The sequence below is a fragment of the Streptomyces antibioticus genome, from assembly GCF_002019855.1.
Classification (GTDB): Bacteria; Actinomycetota; Actinomycetes; order Streptomycetales; family Streptomycetaceae; genus Streptomyces; species Streptomyces antibioticus_B.
The window spans coordinates 1-23,161 of sequence record NZ_KV917384.1 but is presented as its reverse complement, the minus strand read 5'-3'; the positions used below and the strand labels follow the sequence as shown (position 1 = coordinate 23,161).

The following is a 23,161-nucleotide window of genomic DNA, read 5'->3' as shown; positions in this document are numbered from 1 at the left end:
AGACCGTGTCCTACGTGGTGAGGCGTCGTTGACCTCGGTATGGGGCGGGGTACGTGGAGTTGGATTGTTCCGGACGGGCTGTGGGAGATCGCGAAGCCGCTGATCCCTCCGTCGAGGGTGCGGCCGCAGGGCGGCGGTACGCAAGACACGCCTGATGAGACGCTGTTCGCGGCGATCATCTACGTGCTGGTCAGCGGTTGTGCCTGGCGGGCTCTGCCGCCCTGCTTCGGGATATCGAAGTCGACCGCGCACCGCCGGTTCCTGATCTGGTCCAGAGCCGGCGTCTGGGGCCGCCTGCACGAGACCGTCCTGCATCGTCTCGATGACGCCGGCCTCATCGACGTCACCCGTGTCGTCCTCGACACCGCCCATGTCAGGGCTAAAAAGGGGGCGAACACACAGGTCCGAGCCCCGTGGACCGAGGCAAGCCGGGTTCCAAGATGCACATCCTGTCGGATGCGAACGGACTGCCCTTGGTCGTCGGCGTCTCGGCCGCCAACACCCACGACAGCCAGGGACTGAAGCCCATGGTGCTGGGTCACCAAACGAGACACGACCCCCATCGCGGCCGGTACTTCAAACCCCAGCGCCTGCACGCGGACAAAGCCTACGACCGCCCGGACCTGCGTAAATGGTTACGCGGCAAGCGCATCGGAGTCCGGATCGCCCGCAAAGGCATCGAGTCAAGCGAACGGTTGGGGCGTCGCAGGTGGGTGATCGAGCGGACGATGTCGTGGATGTCTGGCTACCGCAGACTCAGCCCCCGCTATGAGCGCAATCCCCGTAACTACCTGGCCTTTCTCGGACTCGCCGCCGCCCTCTGCTGCTACAAGCGCCTCGTCCGCCTCACCACGTAGGACACGGTCTTAGGTGAGCACCGGCTCGGGCAACAAGTCATCGCCGGTGCGGCTCCGCCTCCTTGAAGGCCGGCGTGTAGTTGATGCCGACCTCGGTCGTGAACCACACCGTGTCACCGCCAGGTCGGCGTCCGCGACCGCGAAGTGCGGGCTGCGGCGCAGCGCGTCGACGACCCGGACCGGGTCGTGGTCGGTTTCGAACAGCGGGCTCTTGTGGCGGTCGATGGGCTGAGCCGAGGCTCAGGAGTTGTCACCGGCAACGCCGGATGAGCCGGCGGAGAGGACTGGTCGAGGTACGTTGATTGTCACCGATTAGGCATCCCACTTCTCACAACCGCCCGTTCGGCAGACTTTCTGTCGCCGGTACCGGAGATCCTGAGTTCTCGGATACCCCAGCGATGCAGTGCTCAGGGCTGAGTCCCTCCACAGCGAGGCGGAAGAGGCGGTTGGCCTGAGTCTCGGGATCCTTGTGGTGCTCGGTGGCCAGGGCGATGCCAACAGCGAGGGTCAGCAGGTCGTGAAAAGTAACGTGCGGTGCAACCGCCTTGTCCCGAATGGCGCGCTGGAGCAGGGGAGTTCCGGCTGCTGCGATTCTGCTGCCACAGGAGGGCGGGGAAGGTTCCTCGGCAGGAGGCTCGTAGCTGAGGGTGTTGGCGAATCCGCGGGCTGAGACGGCGTAGAGGACGAGGGCGTGGAGCCACTCCAGGAGGGCAGTGCGGCCGTCCTCGGTCGCACTTAGCTGATGGGCGCGCTCGCACAGGCCCTCGATGCGCTTCTGGAAGACGGCTTCGAGCAGGGCACGTCGGGTGGGGAAGTGACGGCGCACGGTCGCCGAACCGACGCCTGCGGTGCGGGCGATCTGCTCCTGGGATGCATCGGCGCCGTGCGCGGCGACCTCGGCTTCGGCGACGGCGAGGATGCGCTGGTAGTTGCGTCGGGCGTCCGAGCGCTGACCGGTCATGATCTCCCCATTGCTAAACGGCGGGCCCCGCCATATCTTAGCGGCAGGAAAAGTGGCGGGCCCCGCCGTTTTCTTTCTCCGGTCAGTGAGGAGCGGCAACCATGCCCATCGACAGCGATACCGTCCTGGTCACCGGAGTCACTGGCCAGCAAGGCGGGGCCACGGCCCGCGCGCTCCTGGCCGCCGGGGTGCCCGTACGTGCACTCGTACGCGATCCACGGTCGAAATCCGCCCAAGCGATCGAGGCAATGGGCGCCGAGCTGGTGCAGGCGGATCTCTCCAACCGGGCCTCCCTCGGCCCAGCGGTCGAGGGAGTCCGGGCGGTGTTCTCGGTGCAGAGGCCGCCCATGACCGAGACCAGCGTGGACTTCGCGGGCGAACTTGCCCAGGCAACCAACCTGGTGGACGCGGCGAAGGCTGAGGGAATATGGCAGTTCGTGCAGTCCTCGACCAGTGGAGTCGGTGAGCACACCCGGGTCGCCGGCTGGGCCGAGGGCCGCTGGGCGGCAATGGCGGACTACTTCCATACCAAGCAGGCGATCATGGAGTCGGTGCGCGGTGCGGGTTTTGCCCGCTGGACGGTGATCAAGCCCGCCTTCTTCATGGAGAACCTGCCTCTGCTGGCGCCCAGGGGGCCGCGCGACGGACTGCTGACGGTGCTGAAGCCGGAGACCGAACTGGCCCTGGTGGCCGTGCGGGACATCGGCACGGCTGCGGCGCACGCCTTTCGATATCCTGACCGGTTCCACCAGGTGGAACTGGAACTGGCCGGTGACCTGCGCACGATGGAGCAGATCGCGCAGACCTTGTTCGCCGCCTGGGGTGTGCCTGTGACCGCACCCTCCATGAGCCTGGAAGAGGCCCTCGACGCGGGTATGCCGACGTGGGCAGCCGGACACGAGTGGAACAACGCGGTCCTCCAGCCCGCCCGGCCCGAGCTTGCCCGGGAGCTGGGCATCCCGGTCACCACCTTCGCCGAGTGGGCGGATGAGCAGCTGACACCCGTGTCCGGCTAGGGCGTATCGGGCGCTGTGACGCTCGGCAGCGCCCGCCGGGCCGACTTGGGCGAGGAGCTGGAGCGGCCCTGCCCAAGAACGGCTTCTTCGGCGAAGGCCAGGTCGACGCCCTCAAAGCCGTCGGCAGCACCCCGCCGCCCGGCAAGTACTTCGAGAACACGGCGGACTTCGCCATCGGCGACAACACCACGGTGGAGAGCCCGATCACCGTCAGCGGTGTGACCGGCAACGCCCCGGCCACCCTCAAGGTAGGCGTGAACATCGTGCACACCTACATCGGCGACCTGAAGGTCGACCTGATCGCCCCGGACGGCACCGTCTACACGCTCCACAACCGCTCGGGCGGCAGCACCGACAACATCAGCCAGATCTACACCGTAAACGCCTCCTCCGAGGCCGCCGACGGAACCTGGAAACTCCGGGTCAACGACAACGCCCGCGGCGACACCGGCAGGATCGACTCCTGGAACATCACGTTCTAAAGGCGCGCTGGAACATGTCGACGAGTCTGCCAACGACGACGCCACGATCCCGCTGAGAGGGCCACCGGGGAGCATTACGACTGCACCCCGGTGACCTCCGCCTGTTTCGTCTGTTGCGCGCCGGGCCCGGTTCCCTGAAGGCAAGCTGCTGTCCTCGACATGCCAACGCCAAACAGGCACGAGTTCGTTAGCCACACGAACCGACAAGCTCGCGATCGCTACCCAGAGTCTTCAGCCTCCCTCTCTGCTCCGCTCGGGGGGACTCGCGAGGAGGGGTACGGCGGCTGACACAGTGATGGGGTGGCTCCTGGCGGGCGCACCTGCAAGGCGATTTGCTGGTTCGGTTGGGAAGAGGCACCCGTCAGGGACTGCATCCCTCGTCCATGCTCCGTGATTCACCTTGTTCAGCACGGAATTCGTCCAAGAGGGAGAAGAACATTTCCATCGGCTGGGTGCCGGCTGCCTCGGCTGCTCGTTCGACCTCGACGGCCCAGCCCAGGGCGCTGGGGTAGGCCATGCCCAGCCGTTTCCACAGCCACTGGGAGAAGGGGCCGTCGTTCCAGAAGTCGAAATCCTCTTCGGTGTCATGGATGTCGGAGGCGACTGCGTAGCCGATGAGCATGGAGTCCAGATGCTGAAGTGAGCCTCGGCGCACCCATATCCCGGGGCGGAGCCTCACCTCGTTGAGGAACTCGTCGACATTGCTGAGTTCTCTCGGCCTTCGCAGCCTTGGCCTGCCGACCATCGGTTCAGTCACACCTCAAGCGTAGTGACATTAGTCGGCACTGGGACCGGATCCGCCCGGTGGGTGATGAGGCAACTTCCCCATCGCGATGTCAAGGACCGGGCATGTGCCACTTCGTTGCTCGGAGTGACCAGGAAGGTACGGATGAACAGGCCCAGCTCAGCGTCCAACAGAAGCAACACCATGTGACCACGTCGATGTGACATCTGGAAGGATCACTTTCCGCAACGGCACCTCCAACTCTGGTAAGTCGAGCATCGCCCGAGAGTTTCTGGACAATCTGGAAGGCGACGCCTTCCACTTGGCGGTCGGAAACTTCTACGCGATGCGCAGCAACCGGGAGCTCGAGACGGGGGAACCCGATGGCGTGATGCGGCGGACCAGGATGGGCTGTCCGCTCCGCCAGGACGTGCGCGTCGGGACCCGCATCGCTCACATGGAAGCGTACCGGCGTTCACGCTGACCGCCTGGGGCTGGGTGGTGTCCGTTCCGCGCGGGCTGAGGTGAACCGGATCGCCGTGCGGCGGCACCTCGCTGGGCCTCCTCCCGCGGCGCGCTGGCGGAGGCGGACCCGGCGACGCCACAGACGTCACCAAATGGAAGGGGTATGACTCCTCGCTGGAGCACGAGAGGTGCGGATAGCGACCTATGTGGCCCAGCACGTGGCGACGCGTCCGAGTGTCAGGCCGAGGCGCAGTACGGCGTCGACGGTCTGCGCGGTCGCGTTGGAGTACGTCCCTGGCTGTGGAAGGGGATCATGTAGTTCCCTGCGCCATGCTGGTGCTGCGGCCCATCGACCACGCGGACTCTTTCGCAAGGGCTGAACCTGGTAGCTGGCCCTGGGCGAGGGTGCTGCCCGTGACCGCTGAAGAGCTGGGCGAGCGGGCCTCGGATGCAGAGTCTGGTGGATGGAGCATGGCGGCCGGGTCTCTGTCGGCGGTGGTCAGCTTGCCCTTGGCCCCAGCATCGCGAGCATGGATGCGCTCGTCTCCCTGCTGCAGGAGCGTTCCTTGCTTCCGTAACTCGCGCAGTTACCCCCTCTTGTTGGTTGATGAGTTCGTCCAGTGCCCGTTCGGAGCGTGTCCGTCAGTTCAGGTTCGACGCAGAGGCCTTGCCGCTCTCAGCAGCGTCAGCCCCTCGTCCGCGGTGAAGCTGTGCGGCTTCTGTGAATCTTGTCTCGGTGTTTGGCGTTGGGGACGGGAGCGGCCGTTGGATAGCATCCCTCCGACCAAAGAAGATCATGAAAACTGAAGATCACTGGGGGACTTGTGCGACCACCACGTCGCAGAAGCACGGTGCGCGCGGCGTTGACCACCGCCTGCGCAGCACTGGTACTGGGGAGCGGGATACCGGCGCACGCCGTCGATTCGCAGCCCGAGGGGCCCGGCGTGTCGGCCGACGCGGCAGCGCAGGGCAAGGAGTTTTGGGAGGACGACGTCCTGCCGGTCGGCACTGTCGAAGAGCAGGCGTCGCAGCAGGCCGTCGCCGCGGATCGGCCCGTCGAGGTCGCCGCGTTGACCACGGCCACCAGCCGAGTCGTTGCCAACCCTGACGGCACCTTCACCGCTGAGAGCACGACGTCGCCCGAGCGTGTCCGCAAGGACGGCCGCTGGACCGGGATCGACACGACGCTGGTGAAGCAGGCGAACGGCACCCTCGTTCCACGTGCCGCGGAGGACATCCGTCTTTCAGGCGGCGGCGGGGACCAGCCGTTGGCCCGCATTCTGACCGGCGGCAGGGAGTACGCGGTGTCGTCGCCGTGGCCGTTGCCCGAGCCCGTGACCAACGGCTCGTCGGCCCTGTACCGGTCTGTTCTGCCGGGTGTGGACCTTGCCGTTCAGGTCCACCCGGACGGCTTCACGTACCACCTGGTGGTGCACTCGCGGCAGGCCGCGGCACAGACAGCCCTCAACACAGTGCATTTCCCGATCGCCACCCGCGGCCTGACGGTCCATACGGACGACTCGGGAGTGGCCACCTTTGCCGATGACGCCGGACACGCGGTCGTCTCCAGTGGCTCGGCCCTGATGTGGGACGCGGGCGGAGCACCATCGACTCCAGCGACGCCCGCGAAGGCGAGGACGACTACGTCTCCTGCCGCCAGGTCCGGCGTCAGGGCAACGACCAGCGGTGCGGCGGCCAAGTCCACCGTCACGGTCGCCGACCTCCTCAACGCCGCCCCGGACTCCCGTACGGCTGTCATGAGCACTGCCGTCACGGCCGACGCCCTGTCCATCACGCCGGACCAGGACTTTCTCGCCGACAGGGCCACCGTCTACCCGGTCGTTCTTGACCCGCCCGCGGTGAAGGCGACGCTCACGGGCTGGACGACTATCTGGTCCAACGAGCCCACGACCAGCTTCTGGAAGACCAAGCACGCCCTGGGCGTCGGCTACGACGCCTACGTCGACAACAAGAAGGCACGTTCTCTCTTCCAGTTCGACACCCGCAAGGTGGCCGGAAAGAAGATCCTTGACGCGACCTTCACGCCGTACGCGATCTGGTCGGCGAACTGCGTGAAGCATGACATCGACCTGTACCGCACCAGCCAGATCTCGTCGAAGACGACCTGGAGCAAGAGCCCGCCCAAGTGGTACGCGAAGGTCGACACGGTTTCCGCAGCCAAGGGGCACTCCTCCAACTGTCCTGACGGCGACATCGAGTTCGACGCGACGGCGGCTGTGGCGTACACGGCAAAGGCAAAGGACACCCTGACCACGCTCGGCCTGCGCGCCGACGAGGGCGATCCCATCGCATGGAAGCAGTTCATGTCGCCGCTCGATACGGACGCGACCTCCTCGCGCAAGCCGCGCCTGTCGATCACCTACGTCACCCCGCCCAACAGCAAGCCGTCTTCGGTGAAGATGTCCGACCCGAAGGTGTCCTGCTCGGCGGCCTCCGCACCCGCTCTGATCCGGGACACTACGCCGCGCCTCACGGCCACGCCGACCTCCGCAGACGCCTCCAACTCTTCGCTGCGTCCCGTGTTCGAGCTGTACAAGGGCAGCGCCACTACGCCGGTCTCGCTGAAGCCGTCGTCCTGGACGGGCAGCGGTACGGCCGCCACGGTGCCCACGGCCGCCCTCGCCAACGACATCGTCTACAGGTTCCGGGCCCGTACCGAGTACAAGTACTCCTGGAAGGGCGCGACCCACTCACTGTTCGGTCCCTGGTCGAGTTCCTGCTACTTCAAGGTGGACAGCAAGGGTCCGCCCGCGCCGAAGGTGTCCTCCACCGTCTACAAGGAGTGCGCCGGCGCGACCTGTGACGCGGCCGACCCGGAGTACGGCAGTGTCGGCATGACGGCCGCGTTCAAAGTGAGCGCCGGCGCCAATGACGTACGCCGCTACGACTGGTGGCTCAACGGCGTGCCGCTGGGCAGCAAGACGTTCACCGCCAACACGCCCACGTACGAGATCGAGGCCGCGCCGGACAAGCGACTGACCAACACCCTGCGCGTGCAGACATTCGACGGCGCGGGCAACCCCGGCAGCCACTACGACTACTTGTTCAAGGCCGCCAAGGGCGCCGAGCCTGTGGCCGCCTGGACCCTCGATGATGGCAACGGTACGACGGCCGCCGACAGTTCGGGGCAGAAGCGACCGCTGACGCTGACGGGCGCGTCCTGGGTCGACACGGCGCGCCTTGCCGGTGGTCTGCGCGGCGACGGCAGTACGGTTGCCGGAGCGACGGCCGGACGAGTGCTCGACACCACCAACAGCTTCACCGTCTCGGCGTGGGCGCGGCTGACATCGAAGGGCCACACCTCCACCGTCGTCACACAGAGCGGGGCTCGTGCCGGTAGCTTCCAGATGTACTACTCGTCAGCGCTGGACCGGTGGGTGTTCAACCGCTACTCGGCCGACGCCGACAGCCCGGCCATCACCCGCGCCCAGTCGGCGAAGCCGCCGGTGCTCGGCGCGTGGACCCATCTGCTGGGCGTGTACGACCAAAACAAGAGGCAGCTACGCCTGTACGTCAACGGCAGACTTCAGGCCACCACTCCCTACACGGCCACCGCTTGGGCGGCCGAGGGGCCCTTCGAAGTCGGACGTATGAAGGCGTCCGGTACCTACACCGACTTCTTCGAAGGCGACCTGGACCAGGTCCAGGCATGGAACAGGGTGGTCTTCGACAACGAGTTGGAGGCCATCGCCAACGCGGAGGATCCGGCCACCGGCCGGACACAGGCTGCTCTGCTGGCCGACTGGCGGTTCGACGAGAACTCCGGGACTGCGGCCGCGGACGCCAGCGGCCGCGGCCACACCCTCCAACTCCAGACCGGTGCGGCCTTCGCGACCGGCGACGACCCGGCGCGCGGCTCCGTACTTGAGCTGGACGAGACCAAGGCGGGCAAGGCCACCGCGGCCGTGCCCCTGGACGAGTCGGGCAGCTACACCGTGGCGGGCTGGGTGAACCTGGCCGCCCAGTCGAAGCTGGAAGACACCACCGCGGCCCACTCGCCGACCGTCCTCTCCCACCCTGGTGCCACACGCAACTCCTTCCGCCTCTGGTACCGGCAAGAAGCCGGCGAAGCCATCGGCGACTGGAACTTCGGGCGCTACGGATCCGATGTCATCGGCGGTCCCGCCGCCACGGTCGTCTCCGACGAGGTCAATCCGCCCGACGGCTGGGTGCACGTCACCGCCGTCCACGACGGTGTGAACCGGTCGATCAAGCTGTACCTCGCCGGTGAGAGGCAGGGCGACGAGGACGGCGTGCTCAGCGAGGACACCTTCCAGCCGACCGGCCCGCTCATGGTCGGCGGCGCTCGCCGCCACGACAACGGTGCATGGGGCAACTCGCTGCCTGGTCAGCTGGACGATCTGCGGGTGTACGCGGGCGTCCTGTCCGAGGCCGACATCACCCAACTGGCGACGGTGGACGAACCGCCCGTACCGATCGAGTAGCAGTCCGTCTTTCTCCGGGCGGTGTACCGGGCTGCGGGCCCGGTACACCACCGCGTCCCGAGCCATCCGACAAATTTCTCAAATCCGGGAGAACCCCCCACGTGGTATCCAGGAACAGCTCACTGCTGCCCAGAAACTGGGCCTGGCGCAGAGCGACCCGCCGCCGATTGGCCGCCGTCGTCCTGCCCGTTTCCACGGCGGTCGTCGCCGGTCTGCTGAGCGTCGCACCGGCACACGCCGACCAGAGCCGCGACCACAGCGCCCTGCAGAAGGCGGCCTACGGCAGGGCAGAGGTCCTTCGCGCGAAGTCCACCAAGGTGAACGACCCGACGGTGGCCGCCACCCGCAGTACGCTGACCAAGGCGCGTGCGAAGGTGGTGTGGCCCGATGCGTCAGCGGTGCGGGTGCAGCCCCGCGCAGCCAAGGGCATACGGGCGGCCGCTCCGGCCGCCGCCCCGAAGGTCCGCGTCCTCGACCGCAAGGCCACCGACCGGCTCGGCATCGACGGCCTGGTCTTCAGCATCACCTCCCCGCAGAGCGGCGCGCAGGCCACCACCATCGACTACAGCTCCTTCGCCGACGCCTACAGCGGAAACTGGTCCTCACGTCTGCGCCTGGTACGGCTTCCGGAGTGCGCCCTGACCGCGCCGGAGCAGGCCCGCTGCCGTACGACGACGCCGGTGGCGTCCGAGAACGATGCTGAGACAGAGACAGTGTCCGCGCAGGTCGCCACGCCCAGGGCGAAGCGGGCCATGGTCCTCGCCCTGTCCGCGGCCGCCTCCTCCGACCAGGGGAGCTACGAGGCCACTTCGCTGGCCGCGTCCTCCACATGGGCGGCAGGTGGCTCCAACGGCGACTTCACGTGGAACTACCCCCTGCAGACCCCGCCGGCCCCGGCGGGGCCCGTCCCGAACCTGGCGATCAACTACTCCGCGCAGAGCGTGGACGGCCGCACCTCGTCCTCCGGCGCGCAGTCGTCTTGGATCGGCGAGGGCTTCGATATGCCCGCGTCGTACATCGAGCGGGCGTACGCCGGTTGCTCGGACGACGGCCAGGACAAGAAGTACGACTTGTGCTGGAAGGAGGACAACGCGTCCCTCGTCCTCAACGGCAAGTCCACACCCCTGGTGAAGGGCGCCGACGGCACATGGCGGCCCAAGAGCGACGACGGCGAACGGGTCGTGCGAGGGACCGGCGCCACCAACGGCGACGACGGCGACAAGGACGACAAGGGCGAGTTCTGGACCGTCACCGGCATCGACGGCACCCAGTACGTGTTCGGCAAGAACCGTCTGCCCGGCTGGAGCTCGGGCAAGGACGAGACGAACTCCGTGTGGACCGTCCCGGTGTTCGGCGACGACGACAAGGAGCCCGGCTACTCCTCCGGCGAATCCTTCGCCGGCCGCGCCAAGACGCAGGCTTGGCGATGGAACCTTGACTACGTCGTCGACCCGCACGGCAACGTGATGACGTACTGGTACGACAAGGAAACGAATCACTACGCCAAGAACGGCACCACCGGCAACGGCACCGCCTACACACGCGGCGGCTGGCTCAAGCGCATCGACTACGGCCAGCGCAGCGACACGGTCTTCTCCCAGCCGGCGTCCACACGGGTGAAGTTCACTGTCGCCGAACGGTGCCTGCCGGTCTCGGGCAGCCAGACGTGCGGCTCACTGACCTCGGCCAACCGCAATTCCTGGCCCGACGTCCCGTTCGATCTGATCTGCGCGGCCGACAAGCCCTGCACCGACCAGCCCAGCCCAGCCTTCTTCACCCGCAAGCGCCTCACCGACGTCACCACCCAGGTGTACGACGGCTCCGGCACCACCGAAAGCGACTTCCGCGCCGTCAACGCATGGCACCTGGAGCAGATCTTCCCCGACCCGGGCGACGGCTCCGACGCCGGGCTGTGGCTCAAGTCCATCCAGAGGACCGGAAAGTCGGGCACCGACACCTCACTTCCCCCGATCACGTTCAGCGGCGTTCAGCTCCACAACAGGGTCGACAAGACGGGCGACGACGTGGCCCCGTTCATCAAGTGGCGGGTGCGCACGGTCACTTCGGAGACCGGTTCCAAGCTGACGGTGAACTACTCCAAGGAGGACTGCGTCGCCGACGCGGACGTCCCGACCAAGCTCGACGCCAATACTCGCCGCTGCTACCCGGTGAAGTGGATTCCGCCGTCCAATCCGACGCCGGGCACCCATCCGAAGCCGCGCACCGACTGGTTCCACAAGTATGTCGTCACTCAGGTGACCGAGTCCGACCCGACGGGCGGCGCCCCGCTGAAGCAGACCGACTACACCTATTCCGGCGGCGGCGCGTGGGCGTATGACGACGAGTCGCCCATCACCCCGGCCAAGTACCGCACCTGGAGCATCTGGCGCGGCTACCAGAAGGTCACCACGACCACCGGTGAGGCCGCGAGCACCCGATCGAAGACGACGGCCCTCTACTACCGGGGTATGGACGGCGACAAGCAGTCCGACGGCACCGTCCGCAAGGAAACGGTCACCGACTCCAACAACGTGACGAAGACCGACTCCGAGCAGTTCGCGGGCCAGCTACGCGAACAGATCACCTACGACGGCGTGGACGGCCCCGAGGTGACCGCGACCGTGGAGACCCCCTGGTCCCTTACCACGGCCACGGCCAAGCACTCCTACGGCACGGTCAACGCGTACATGGTCCGCACCGGAGCCTCGACGACCCGCACGGCGCTGACCGGCGGCCGTGAGCTGATCGCGACGAAGTCGACGACGTACGACCCGAAAAGCGGTCTGGCGCTGACGGAGGAGACGGACGCAGCCGGTGACAAGGACTGCACCGTCACCGAGTACGCCGTCAACACCACGGCGTGGATCCTGAACCTTCCCCAGCGGGTGGAGAAGGTCTCCACCGGCTGTGAACAGACCCCCGAGCGCACCGGCGACCCCAAGACCACCGACGTGGTCTCTGACGTACGTACCTCCTACGACGGCCAGACCTGGGGCAAGGCCCCCACCAAGGGCGAAGCAACCAAGGTCGAACGGGTCACCGGATACAGCGGCACCGCAGCCCGATTGCAGACCCTCGCCACCGCCAAGTTCGACACCCTCGGCCGTCCCACCGACACCTGGGACGCCAAGGGCACCCGCACCGGCCACACCGACTACACCCCAGCGGCGGGCGGCCCGCTGACGAAGACGGTGGAACGCAACGCCCTCGACCACACCACCACCACCGAGTTCGCCCCCGACTGGGGCGTCCGCACTGCCACCACCGACCCCAACGGCAACCGCACTGAGCTCGCCTACGACAGCCTCGGTCAGTTGTCCGCCGTGTGGCTGGCCAACCGCGACCGGTCGGCTGACCAGGCCCCGAACTACCGCTACGAGTACAAGGTGCAGAACTCGGCCGCGTCATGGGTGGCGAGCAAGGCTCTGAACAACGACGGCACGACCTACCGCACCACGTACGAGATCTTCGACGCACTGCTGCGTTCGCGTCAGACCCAGACGCCGGCCGCGAGCGGTCCCGGCCGGATCATCACCGAGACCAAGTACGACACCCGCGGCCTGGCCGTGGAGTCGGCGGCCGACTACACCGACACCAAGCCCGCCACCGGTGAGCTGGCCACCCTGCTCACTGCGGCGCCCGCCGGCACCGAGACCGTCTACGACGGCGCGGGCCGGACCACGATCGAGAAGATCCTCACCAACGGCAAGGAGTTCTCCCGCACCAAACACTCCTACAGCGGTGACACCACCCTCGTCGAACCGCCCGCCGGCGCCCCCGCCGTCCGCGAGAAGGTGGACGCCCGCGGCCGCACGATCGAGAAGCTGGAGTACGACGGCAACGCGGTGAGCACGAAGTTCACCCGCCTCACCTACAACTACGACCACGCCGACCGGCTCACCGAGGTCAAGGACGACAACGGCAACCGATGGGCGTTCGGCTACGACTTCCTGGGGCGTAAGGACAGCACCACAGACCCCGACGCCGGTGCGTCCTCGTACGAGTTCGACGACCTCGACCGGCTCGTGGCGACGACCGACGCCCGTGGCAAAGTCCTCGGCTACACCTACGACGCGCTCGGCCGCCCCACCGGCCGACTGGACGGCAGGGTGCCCGTCGTCGACGGCAAGCCCACCCCCGACGACGCCAGGTATCTGGCCCGCTGGACCTATGACACGGTTGCCAAGGGCCGGCTGACCTCCGCCATCCGGTACGTCGGCGGCAAGGCCGGAGACGTGTACGCGAAGACCAACGCCAAGTACGACCAGCTCTACCGTGTTCTGAACGAGCAGTACACGATCAGCAAGAGCGAGGGCGGGCTGGCCGGCGCTTCCGGTGTGTGGTCGATCGCCAACGCCTACAACACTGACGGCAGTCTCAAGAAGCGGACGGTCCCCGCGATGGGAGGGCTGGAGCAGGAGGTCCTGGACTACGGCTACACCGAGCAGGGGATGCCGGACACCCTCAAGGGCCTGACAGGCATCGTTCAGAACACGGACTACCTCCCTGCCGGTGAGCAGATCCGTACCACCCTGGGCGTTTCCTCCGCAGCAAACTGGCTCGAGATCAATCGCAGTTACGAGAGCGGCACCAAGCGGCTCGCCCGGCAGAGCGTCGTCTCCGAGACCCACTCCGGCACGGACTCCGACGTTGCCTACCGCTACGACCTCGCCGGCAACCCGGTCGAGATCCAGGAGAAGGCGACCAGCCCGGCCGATCGGCAGTGCTTCACCTACGACGGTCACCGCAGGCTGAAGTCCGCGTGGACCGCGACCGGCGACTGCGCCGCAGCACCGGCCAAGGACACCGTTGGTGGCGCGGCGCCGTACTGGCAGTCGTTCACCTACGACAGCGCCGGCAACCGCGAGACGGCCACAGACCATCTGGCCGGGACCACCTCCTCGTACCTCTACAAGACGGCCGGTCAGACCCGTCCGCACGCTCTCGCCTCCACGGAGACCAAGAAGGACGGCGTCGTCACCGCCGCCACCGACTACACCTATGACCTCTCCGGCAACACCGACACCCGGACCGTCAGCGGCCGGACGCAGGACCTCGACTGGAACACCGAGAACACCCTGCAGAAGGTCACCGAAGCCGACGGAACGGTCACCGAGTTCCTCGACGACGCTGACGGCAGCCGGCTCATCCGGCGCGACAAGACCGGAACCACCCTCTACCTCGGTGAGACCGAGCTGAGGCTGGACAAGGCGAGCGGCAAGGTGGAGGCCACCCGCTACTACGTCCACGGCGGTCAGACCGTCGCGGTGCGCACACCGGGCGGACTGACCTGGATCGCGAGCGACCACAACGGCACCGCGAGTGTGCAGGTCGACGCGGCCACGCAAGCGGTCACCAGGCGGCACATGACACCCTTCGGCGAGGACCGGGGGCAGGCGGCCGCGGCCTGGATCGGTGACAAGCACTTCGTCGGGGGCACCAAGGATCCGACCGGTCTTGTCCACCTCGGCGCCCGTGACTACGACCCGACCACCGGGCGTTTCGTCAGCGTCGACCCTGTCGCCGACTTCGGCGACGCGCAGCAGATCAACGGCTATGCCTACAGCAACAACAATCCGGTCACCTTCGCCGACCCCGACGGCAAGTTCTTCGGCGCGCTCATCGCGCTGATCCGCGCCGTCATCCGGGCAGTCGTTGCTGTGTTCAACTACATCCGGTGGCGAGCGAGCCAGTCGGCGAACTCCGGGGGCATGTCCGCCATGGGCAGTGCCAACTACGCTTCCAGCAGCAGCGGCGGCTCCTGCCCTCTGATCAAGCGAAACTACGGTATCTGCGACAGTGAGGAGCCGGAGGACGCGCGCGAGCAGGGCAGCGTCAAGGACATCCTGGGCGGCATCGGCGACGCGATCACCCAGGGCCTCGACGCTGTCGAGTACGCCACCGAGCCCTGGTGCTGGGGCGGCAACTCCAACTGCGGGGTCAACGACGACTACAAGCGGTTCACCGAGAAGCATGGCGTCGATGAGAACACCAAGAACTACGACGCCGGCAAGGACTTCACCGACGCGGCGTCCATGTTCAACATCGCAGGTCTCGCCCGACACTTCTTGAAGAACCTTTTCAAGAAGGCTGCGAAGAAGGACGTACCGAAGCCTGATGCCGGTAAGTCGGAACCGAAGAAGAGTGCCGTCGCCGGTGGCCCTACCACGCCTGAAGAGGCTGCGGACATGCTTAGGGATCTACCCCGGTGGGGGTCGGGAAAGAAGACCGATGCCGCCCACCGAGCCGCCGACTTCGCCATCGACGATGTGGCAAGCAAGGGCAAGGTCTTTGAGCAGGTAGGTGGAGACAAACGACCCTTTGTGATTGTTCAGGTACCTGGTGGAATGAACGGGAAGTCCGGACGCTTCGAGTGGATTATTGAGGAACGTGGCAATCGCCTCGTAATCAGCCATCAGCGATTTGTCAACGGTGGTACCATCAACGGACTGCCCAATAAGCGGTAGTTGGCGAAAATGAATCGACCGCCCGGGAGGTCGTACTCGATACGGGCTCCCGGGCGGATCTGTGTTTGGACAGTTTAATGAATTCGGTGTTTTCCTGGAAGAGTCGGGCTGCTGCCGCTGTGGCTGCATACGACAACGGTAGGATCAATCTGGAAGATCTCGCCGCGCGGATTCTGGTTTATGTCGAGGAGGCCACATCGGGCCGCGGTGAGCTGTATGAGACCGTGCGCGACCTTACAGATGAGCTCGAACGCCATCACGATCTGCGCACCTCCCCGTGGAATTCACCAGAGGACGTAGGCCCGGAGGACGAGCGAGAGTTGCGGGAGGTGCTTGACCACGTGCGTGCCCTGATCGAGGACCGGTCGACGGGATAGGCCCGGTGAACGGCAACCGTGACGTGGACTCGTCGACATAGCCCTTCAGCAGGCCGTTGCAGGTCCAGGCGGAGAGCTGGTTGGCGTCGGTGCGGCTGGTTGCCACAGACCGGTCTTGCGGCCGAGTTCGTCGTAGTCGAAGTAGAGGTATTGGTTCTTGGCATCCCTCGTGTGGTCGACCTAGTCGAAGATGGCGGCGGGGCCGACGGTCGGACGTCACGACTCATCGATCAGTCCGAAGTCCTGCGGGAAGGCTTCAAGAAACTCCCGCCGCGCGGGCTCGGCCTCTGCCTCAGCCATCTCTCCAAGCACATCGAGCAGGTCACGCCGTTGATCACTCGTCAAGTGCTTCAGCACCGCAGCCACACCCTCCAGAGCCTTCACCGCGTCATCGAGATCCATTTGATCGTCGTCCGCGCCGTCGATGAACCACGTCATATCGACCAGAGCCTCAGTCAAGGCATGCGCCAGCGTTGAGTACTCACATGCCACGGTGATCTCCCCAAGTCGACGGCTGCGGAATCGCACCGCCATCCCACCACAGGGGCTCGGGGCTCAGCTCGCCCAGCTGGGCATTTCCGCCGTTGCTTCAGCCCAGGCCAGAGCCTGGTCGACGACAGCGTCGAGATCTTCTGGGGACTGCGGGTGAAGATATGCCTGCCACGCGACCTCAGTTACGAAGTCGACCCCCGTCAAACTGCCCCCCGACTCGCCGAACACGCCAATGTTGCCCCACCGGCTCCCGACCTCCAGGTCCACCTTGGCGTCGGGAGTCGCCTTACGCCCCGGCCTGTCAGGGGGTCCGCCAGCAGGACGAATCCACAGCACCGCGTCAACACCGCGAGCCCTGCACTCGTTCTCCCGCTCCGCGAACCACGCCTCCAGCCAGTCGGGCAGTCCACCCACGTCGCTCACGTTGTTTCCCCCCCGCCCCTGAATCGAACCAGCACACCATCCTGACAGTGCAGGTCAGCACACGGGCTTTCGGCACCTATCCGAGCGACCCGCACAAGTTCCTACGAGGGCTTCGCTCTGCGGTCGAACTCGTACGCCGACCGCCCGTCGCCATACGCCTCAGTCACGCTTGCCGACGCTTCCGTCCACGACATCCCAGACTTCATTTCCCGTGAACAATCACGCGCGCTCCGATCGCCCACTGCCTCCCAACCAGGTGGACAAACGCTGCTGCTGAACGCGAACAAAGCCAGCCTGCCGGCCGGCCACTCGTGCGGCGTGTCCGGGCGTCCGCGAGGAGGTACGGCGGCATGGAAACGGTCCGCACGCGTGGCGGCGTGTGGAAAGAAGCCACGGTCCGGGCGGGCCACCGGGTGCGAAGATCCGGCGGCTGGCCACCCGTCACAACGTCGCGCGGGTCCTCGCCACTGGCCAGGGCAGCAAAGTGGGCCTGGTGGCGAAGCGAGAGTGGGAGAGGAAAAGACGACGGCTCTTCGGTGTGCCGAAGAGCCGTCGTTGTGCTCGTGACGCCGGACGGTTGGCGCCTCAGTGTTCTGACTCCGGACGGTGGGATGTTCTGCGGGCGTCTCGCCGATGTTGTGGTGAACGCCGACCAGGCCGAGGCGCGCGGGCTGCCGCGGCGACCATGGCGGTGGGACTCGCACGCGACGTCCACGACGTACGGGTCGACGTGAGTGGGGATCCGCCCAGGGATCCGGGATCCTGGACCGCCCAGGTCGGTCTTTCCAGCGGACGGGCCATCTGCGGGGCGTCGGCGTCGATGACGATCGGGATGTCGCGGTCGTCGTGCTGCCATCACCTCATGTCGGTCACTTCCTCGGCCCACGCGCTCGCCAGTACCTGTCGCACGTGCGGCACGTCTGCGTTTGCACTGTTCAACGCGTCGTTATGGCGCCATGACCGCGCCGGTGTTCGGCCGTCAGCGTCGGGTCCACCGGCGTGGTCAGCGGGCCGTCCGCGCACAGCAACGCGTCGGTCAGCTCGAACAGCGTGTTCCCACGCGCCGGTCAGGCAGTCGGGGACGTCGTCGCGGAAGTCATGTTGCAACAGGTTTGTTTCCCTGCGGCCTTCGTGCTGGTCATGTGTTTTTCTGGTCGGAGCACAGGATCAGAAGGGCCGTTCGCGTCCCGGGAATCCCCGTACGCGCGATCACGCTTGAGCCGGCGTTTGAGGCCATCATGTGATCAGCTCCGGGCCGCTTGGAGTCTTGCGGACAGCGGAAGTGACGTGGTCAACCAGATCTCTGGGCGTTCGGGCCGAGGTCGCGTCCGTCCAGAACTTCAATGTCGGTGATGGTGGTCTGGGAGGGATCCAGGCTCAGCCAGATGATGTCCATGCCCTCGCGTTCGAGTTGGATCATCGAGGAACCCGACGAACCGGGCGGCGCAGTCAGGAGGTTGATGCACGTTGCGGTACAGGTGCACGGCCCGTGGTAAGGCAGGTCGGCGACCACCTCGGCCAGCGGTTCATCCTCGGCACGCAGCAGTTCAGCGATCTCGGCAGCAAGTGCCGGAAACGCATCCGCCAGCCGTGGGTACAGTCCGTCTGCCATCACAGCAGCGTACATGTGGCAGTGTTGAGGGCTGGTTCGTGGCGGGTGGAGACGTTGATGGGTCTGCGGATGAGGCAGTCCGAGGGCGTGCTGAAGGTGGTGCAGGAACGACACCGCGACGTGCCCCTGACCAGACTCCACCAAAACGGGCCCGCCACACCAACCGCCGTAGTCGGTACCACCTGGAATGCTCTCCGCACGTGAGACGAGGTCCGCGGCCGGAGACGACCGCTGCGCGGCAGCCCTCCACCTTCGCGTGTCGGCGGGGGCTGACGAGGTGCTCGTCGTCGGCGACTGCATCGGAGACAGCACCCGGGCCGAAATCGCCTACGCCCGGTCCCTGGGCAAGCCCGTGCGGTTCACGCACCCCCAAGGCGACCCTGACGCCTGACTGTCCGCTACTACTTCGACGACCAGGGCTGGTAACCCGCTTCCTCATGCTGTTGTCGAGCCGTCGGAGTGCGAGGCATGTGCGAGGGGTGTACGGGGTCATGTACTCACGTGGTGTCCTCGGCTGCGGCCATGTCGTACTCGTCGATGTCGAGCTCGGCTCCGGTGGCGCTGAGGAAGTCCAGGACCTGGCGGTCCAGGTGCCAGCCGAAGGGGTTGAGGGCGTGCGCTGCGCCTGGCTGGGCTTGGTCGGTGTCGTTGAAGTAGCGCACGACTTGAAGCACTGCTCCGCCGCCGGTGCGGGCCAGATGTCTGGTGAGGTCGCAGATGGGGGCTGTGTGGGGCTGAAGTCTGTCGAGAATGCAGGTGATCTGCTCGTCGACGCGCAGCCCCGGCTCCCGGCAGACAGCCATCCACGAGTGGTCGACCGGAACCACCGCCAGCTCGGTGAACCGGCTGCCGCGAACAGTCACCTCGTCAGGGGTGATGCCCAGATGGGAGGTCATGTCGTCTGCCGAGGTATGCCGGCTAAACAGTGCAAAGTAGGCGTACTGGCGAAGTGGCATCCCATGGAGGATAGCCGCGCGGGAAACGGGCCGATTGCGATGGTGCGTGCCCAGCACTTAGGCAGTCTCGGTGACCGGAGGTGGGACCTCGTGGCACTGTTCGGTCACGGATCAAGGCCCGGACGACGTTCACGCGTCGGAGGGCGAGCGCGAGCACGGCCTGGACGTGCTTCTTGCCTTCGGTGCGTTTGCGGTCGTAGAACTTCCGCGGGTTCGGGTCGTAGCGGACGCTGACCAGTGCGGAGGTGTAGAAGACCCGCTGGAGTCTGCGGTGATAGGTGAACGGCCGGTGGGGGCTGCCGCCGACCTTGCCCGAGTCGCGGGGCGGCGATGCCGTCGAAGGCCGGCAGCCCGTACGGGGAGTCGAACCCGTCCAGGCCGCCGCCGACAGCGGCCAGGAACTCGGGACCGAGCGCGGTGCCGATGCCCGGGACGCTCAGGACGATCTTGGCGAGCTCGAGCTCGTGAAACCGGCCCTCGATGAGATTGTCCACCTCGGAGGTCTGCTCGTTGAGGGCCATGACTTCCTCGGCCCGGGTGTGGACCAGCTTCGCGATGGTCTTCTCCCCGGGGATCGCGGTGTGCTGCCGCTCGGCCGCGTCGACGGCCGCTTCGGCAAGGGCTCGGGCGTTGCGGACCTTGCGGTTGGTCAGCCACTTCGTCAGCCGTGTTATGCCGACCCGGCGGATCGCGGACGGGGTCTGGTAGCCCGTCAGCAGCCTGAGAGGCCCGGTGTCGGTGACGGCCAGACTCCGTTCCAGGTCGGGGAACATCTTCAGCAGGGTGCTGCGCAGGCGGTCGGCCACGCGGATGCGGTCTTCGACCAGGTCGGCCCGGCGTCCGGTCAGCAGGTTGAGCTCGACGACGGCTTGGTCGCCGGGGCGGATGGGCCGCAGGTTGCTGCGCATTCTGGCCTGGGCGGCGATGACGTAGGCGTCGCGGGCGTCGGTGGCTGTCGGATGCCCGGTTCACCAGTCGGCCGGGGATGTAGAGGACCTCCTGGCCGTGGTTGACCAGCAGCGTCAGCAGGAGTGCGGGCTCGCCGCCGGTCATCTGGTGATGGACACGCTTCTGGACGCCTTCGCGTTCTTCCGCCGTTGTGACCCCACCCGGGCCTGATGGGCCCCTGGCACCGAGGACCTGGAGTACTTCCCTCTGAAGCAGTACATCAGTCACGACTACGACCGGCGTCACGCCGACCAGCCCAGCCGGCCCTAGGTCGAGTCTGAGGTGCGCAGACGGGCCCAGCAAACCCCGCCGTTCGGCAAGGAACGGGTTATCGTGCACAGCTGCAGCGGCACCGGGGCGACGATCTACTGCGGCACCACCGTCCGCTCCTTCATTCCAATGGACTTCATGGAATCTGAAGATCAGGTCGCACGCGGCACATCCAGGCCGGCTACCCGTATGTTGCCGTCGCTGCCGACGGAACCTGATATGCCGTCTCCGTGGACGGCGGTAACTGGCTTTCGCTGACGGCGACCCTCTCGCCCAGCTGCCTCTGCGTAGTCCGCGAGATCACCCGCACACCGAGCTCTGTCAAGAGAGTGGCAGGTGGCTGCCACGGTGCTTTCGAGTACCGCAACCAACGGCACCTCCGCGGCTGTTAAGCAGCCAAATCAAGCGCTAATAAGTCCTGATGCAATGCCCCCGTACGGTCGAGTGCTGATGCACGTGCATGATGACGAGAGTCGTTGTGAGAGTGGGGAGCGGGCGTGGCCGAGGGCGGCACTGTGGATCTCATACGTCTGGCCGACGGGGAGAGCAGTCTTGTGGTTCGTGTTCTGGGCCGGACGATGCCTGGGGTGTTGACCTTGCACGACTATCTTGATGCGGAGATCGTCGTCATGAGCGGGTTCGCCCGAGGGCGTCTGGATGTGTGTCTGGCTCCGGAGGACTTGGACAGTTGGTCACAGGTCCTGGGAGAGCTTGCGGCCGGGCGGGATGCTGTCTGGATGGATGACGGGCGCAACCCCGAGATCCGGTTCGAGTGGTCCGGTCAGGACGGGGTTGCAGTGTTCGTGGTGGAGGACATGGCCGCATCGCGTACATCCGTCCGTGTCCCGGTGCGCCTGGCCGACGGATGGGCCGATGAGCACCGTGAACGGCTGCATCGTGTTCGTGCCGCTTGGCCCCAGGAGGTTGTGGAAACCTCCCCCGGCGCCTACGAGTGGCGACGCTGAGCCGTTGATAACCGGCGCCGGCAGATGAGTGCGCGGGCCAGGATGAGGAGGCGTCGTGGATGTCGTCGTGGACCTCCCAGCGGATCCGCAGGCGGCGGAACCAGTGCCGGTGGGCAAAGGCTCGCTCCACCACCCAGCGTTCGGTCCCGAGCCCGGAGCCGTGCTCGGTGCCGCGTCGGGCGACGACCGGCTTGACGCCCAGGTCTCAGGCGAGGCGGCGGTGCTTGTCGTGGTCGTAGCTGCGGTCGGCGGGCACTGCGTCCGGGCGGCGTCGAGGTCTGCCTTGCTTGCCGCGGACCGGCGGAACCGCCTCCAGGAGCGGGATGAATTGAGTGCCGTCGTTGCGTGCAGCCGGGCCGGACGCCGGCCGCAGTTCACTCGGCCAGGCGATGTCGGCAGGTCATGCCCGAGCCGAAACCGAGTTCCTGTGGTGAGTGCTCGCACGTTCCGTCGGCCGACTACAGCTGGTGCCGTTCATAGACGGTCTTCCACGGTCCGAACCGTTCAGGTAGGTCACGCAAGCTGCCCGCCGGTCCGCACCCGGTGCGGAATCCCGTCGATCATCTGCCGGTGATCCCGTCACCGGCCACAATGCCTGTTGCTGACCGGCAGCAACGGCCGCATCTGTTCCCACTCGACATCCATCAGATCACCCCGCCCCATGCCCATATCAACGGGCTGGACGCGGAGTGGTCACCAGTTCAACCGGACAGGTCCTCACCGGATGGTCGGATCGCGGTGAATCGCGCGCTCATGATGGGGCCAAGGTGGTTGACAAGGCCGTATCCAGGCTGGTCCGGCCACGGCAGACTAAGACCGTGTCCTACGTGGTGAGGCGGACGAGGCGCTTGTAGCAGCAGAGGGCGGCGGCGAGTCCGAGAAAGGCCAGGTAGTTACGGGGATTGCGCTCATAGCGGGGGCTGAGTCTGCGGTAGCCAGACATCCACGACATCGTCCGCTCGATCACCCACCTGCGACGCCCCAACCGTTCGCTTGACTCGATGCCTTTGCGGGCGATCCGGACTCCGATGCGCTTGCCGCGTAACCATTTACGCAGGTCCGGGCGGTCGTAGGCTTTGTCCGCGTGCAGGCGCTGGGGTTTGAAGTACCGGCCGCGATGGGGGTCGTGTCTCGTTTGGTGACCCAGCACCATGGGCTTCAGTCCCTGGCTGTCGTGGGTGTTGGCGGCCGAGACGCCGACGACCAAGGGCAGTCCGTTCGCATCCGACAGGATGTGCATCTTGGAACCCGGCTTGCCTCGGTCCACGGGGCTCGGACCTGTGTGTTCGCCCCCTTTTTAGCCCTGACATGGGCGGTGTCGAGGACGACACGGGTGACGTCGATGAGGCCGGCGTCATCGAGACGATGCAGGACGGTCTCGTGCAGGCGGCCCCAGACGCCGGCTCTGGACCAGATCAGGAACCGGCGGTGCGCGGTCGACTTCGATATCCCGAAGCAGGGCGGCAGAGCCCGCCAGGCACAACCGCTGACCAGCACGTAGATGATCGCCGCGAACAGCGTCTCATCAGGCGTGTCTTGCGTACCGCCGCCCTGCGGCCGCACCCTCGACGGAGGGATCAGCGGCTTCGCGATCTCCCACAGCCCGTCCGGAACAATCCAACTCCACGTACCCCGCCCCATACCGAGGTCAACGACGCCTCACCACGTAGGACACGGTCT

The 23,161-nt window shown here is 66.4% G+C and carries 14 protein-coding genes and 4 pseudogenes; 8 read left to right on the top strand and 10 right to left on the bottom strand.

The annotated features are described in order from the left end of the window. The first annotated feature begins 39 nt into the window (after positions 1-39). A protein-coding gene (locus AFM16_RS38940) for an IS5 family transposase (protein ID WP_107418992.1) occupies positions 40-857 on the top strand; the annotation gives its coding sequence in 2 pieces (ribosomal slippage) (positions 40-382 and positions 382-857; 819 coding nt in all). A gap of 328 nt (positions 858-1,185) precedes the next feature. Here the strand turns inward: AFM16_RS38940 and AFM16_RS38315 are convergent. Next, the gene (locus AFM16_RS38315) at positions 1,186-1,818 is read right to left on the bottom strand and encodes a TetR/AcrR family transcriptional regulator (RefSeq protein WP_078637268.1); all 633 of its coding nucleotides are present in this window, start codon (positions 1,816-1,818) and stop codon (positions 1,186-1,188) included. 101 nt (positions 1,819-1,919) lie between these two features. Here AFM16_RS38315 and AFM16_RS38310 point away from each other — a divergent pair, with 101 nt between their 5' ends. Further along, positions 1,920-2,834, top strand: a complete 915-nt coding sequence (locus AFM16_RS38310; RefSeq protein ID WP_078637267.1) for an NmrA family NAD(P)-binding protein — start codon at positions 1,920-1,922, stop codon at positions 2,832-2,834. Between the two features lie 77 nt (positions 2,835-2,911). Beyond that, a pseudogene (locus AFM16_RS38305) lies at positions 2,912-3,316 on the top strand (proprotein convertase P-domain-containing protein); the annotation flags it as partial. 361 nt (positions 3,317-3,677) lie between these two features. On the opposite strand, the gene AFM16_RS38300 reads toward AFM16_RS38305, so the two are convergent. After that, positions 3,678-4,073 (bottom strand): hypothetical protein, encoded by a 396-nt coding sequence (locus tag AFM16_RS38300; RefSeq protein ID WP_143648592.1) that lies wholly within the window; start codon positions 4,071-4,073, stop codon positions 3,678-3,680. Between the two features lie 187 nt (positions 4,074-4,260). Between AFM16_RS38300 and AFM16_RS38295 the strand changes: the two genes are divergently transcribed. The 4 genes from AFM16_RS38295 (at position 4,261) to AFM16_RS38280 (ending at position 15,815) form a co-directional block, all read left to right on the top strand. Continuing rightward, positions 4,261-4,524, top strand: coding sequence for a phosphotransferase-like protein (locus AFM16_RS38295; RefSeq protein ID WP_078637265.1), 264 nt, complete (start codon positions 4,261-4,263; stop codon positions 4,522-4,524). Between the two features lie 925 nt (positions 4,525-5,449). Beyond that, a complete protein-coding gene (locus tag AFM16_RS38290) occupies positions 5,450-8,971 on the top strand; it encodes a LamG-like jellyroll fold domain-containing protein (protein WP_245177572.1) in 3,522 nt (1,173 codons plus the stop codon). A gap of 101 nt (positions 8,972-9,072) precedes the next feature. Next, positions 9,073-15,438 (top strand): RHS repeat domain-containing protein, encoded by a 6,366-nt coding sequence (locus AFM16_RS38285; protein WP_245177571.1) that lies wholly within the window; start codon positions 9,073-9,075, stop codon positions 15,436-15,438. Between the two features lie 119 nt (positions 15,439-15,557). After that, a complete protein-coding gene (locus AFM16_RS38280; RefSeq protein ID WP_078637263.1) occupies positions 15,558-15,815 on the top strand; it encodes a hypothetical protein in 258 nt (85 codons plus the stop codon). 216 nt (positions 15,816-16,031) lie between these two features. Here the strand turns inward: AFM16_RS38280 and AFM16_RS38275 are convergent, their stop codons facing one another. The 6 genes and pseudogenes from AFM16_RS38275 to AFM16_RS38250 form a co-directional block, all read right to left on the bottom strand. Beyond that, positions 16,032-16,349, bottom strand: a complete 318-nt coding sequence (locus tag AFM16_RS38275; protein WP_078637262.1) for a hypothetical protein — start codon at positions 16,347-16,349, stop codon at positions 16,032-16,034. A gap of 21 nt (positions 16,350-16,370) precedes the next feature. After that, entirely contained in the window at positions 16,371-16,730 is a 360-nt protein-coding gene (locus AFM16_RS38270) for a hypothetical protein (protein ID WP_078637261.1), read from the bottom strand. An 858-nt stretch (positions 16,731-17,588) separates the two neighbouring features. Continuing rightward, positions 17,589-17,840, bottom strand: a pseudogene (locus AFM16_RS40550) (transposase); the annotation flags it as partial. 181 nt (positions 17,841-18,021) lie between these two features. After that, on the bottom strand, positions 18,022-18,342 hold the full coding sequence (locus AFM16_RS39220) for a hypothetical protein (protein WP_143648590.1): 321 nt from the start codon (positions 18,340-18,342) through the stop codon (positions 18,022-18,024). A 497-nt stretch (positions 18,343-18,839) separates the two neighbouring features. Further along, the gene (locus tag AFM16_RS38255; RefSeq protein WP_078637269.1) at positions 18,840-19,298 is read right to left on the bottom strand and encodes a DUF4279 domain-containing protein; all 459 of its coding nucleotides are present in this window, start codon (positions 19,296-19,298) and stop codon (positions 18,840-18,842) included. Positions 19,299-19,355: 57 nt separating this feature from the next. Beyond that, positions 19,356-20,351, bottom strand: a pseudogene (locus tag AFM16_RS38250) (IS110 family transposase); the annotation flags it as partial. A gap of 662 nt (positions 20,352-21,013) precedes the next feature. Between AFM16_RS38250 and AFM16_RS38245 the strand changes: the two are divergent. Next, positions 21,014-21,481 (top strand): DUF5959 family protein, encoded by a 468-nt coding sequence (locus AFM16_RS38245; RefSeq protein ID WP_078637259.1) that lies wholly within the window; start codon positions 21,014-21,016, stop codon positions 21,479-21,481. Here the strand turns inward: AFM16_RS38245 and AFM16_RS40425 are convergent. Both AFM16_RS40425 and AFM16_RS38925 read right to left on the bottom strand, forming a co-directional pair. Continuing rightward, positions 21,463-21,827, bottom strand: a pseudogene (locus tag AFM16_RS40425) (transposase); the annotation flags it as partial. The gene AFM16_RS38245 and the pseudogene AFM16_RS40425 sit on opposite strands and share 19 nt — an antisense overlap. Before the next feature lie 477 nt (positions 21,828-22,304). Continuing rightward, positions 22,305-23,122 (bottom strand): IS5 family transposase gene (locus tag AFM16_RS38925; RefSeq protein ID WP_107418992.1). Its coding sequence is split into 2 segments (ribosomal slippage): positions 22,305-22,780 and positions 22,780-23,122, totalling 819 coding nucleotides; the frame shifts between segments, so codons are not numbered across the junction. Positions 23,123-23,161 lie beyond the last annotated feature (39 nt).

Coding starts and splice junctions, on each gene's coding strand:
- AFM16_RS39220 (WP_143648590.1), bottom strand. CDS start 18,342: ATGGCAGACGGACTGTACCCACGGCTGGCGGATGCGTTTCCGGCACTT.
- AFM16_RS38255 (WP_078637269.1), bottom strand. CDS start 19,298: ATGCCACTTCGCCAGTACGCCTACTTTGCACTGTTTAGCCGGCATACC.
- AFM16_RS38275 (WP_078637262.1), bottom strand. CDS start 16,349: ATGGCGGTGCGATTCCGCAGCCGTCGACTTGGGGAGATCACCGTGGCA.
- AFM16_RS38315 (WP_078637268.1), bottom strand. CDS start 1,818: ATGACCGGTCAGCGCTCGGACGCCCGACGCAACTACCAGCGCATCCTC.
- AFM16_RS38310 (WP_078637267.1), top strand. CDS start 1,920: ATGCCCATCGACAGCGATACCGTCCTGGTCACCGGAGTCACTGGCCAG.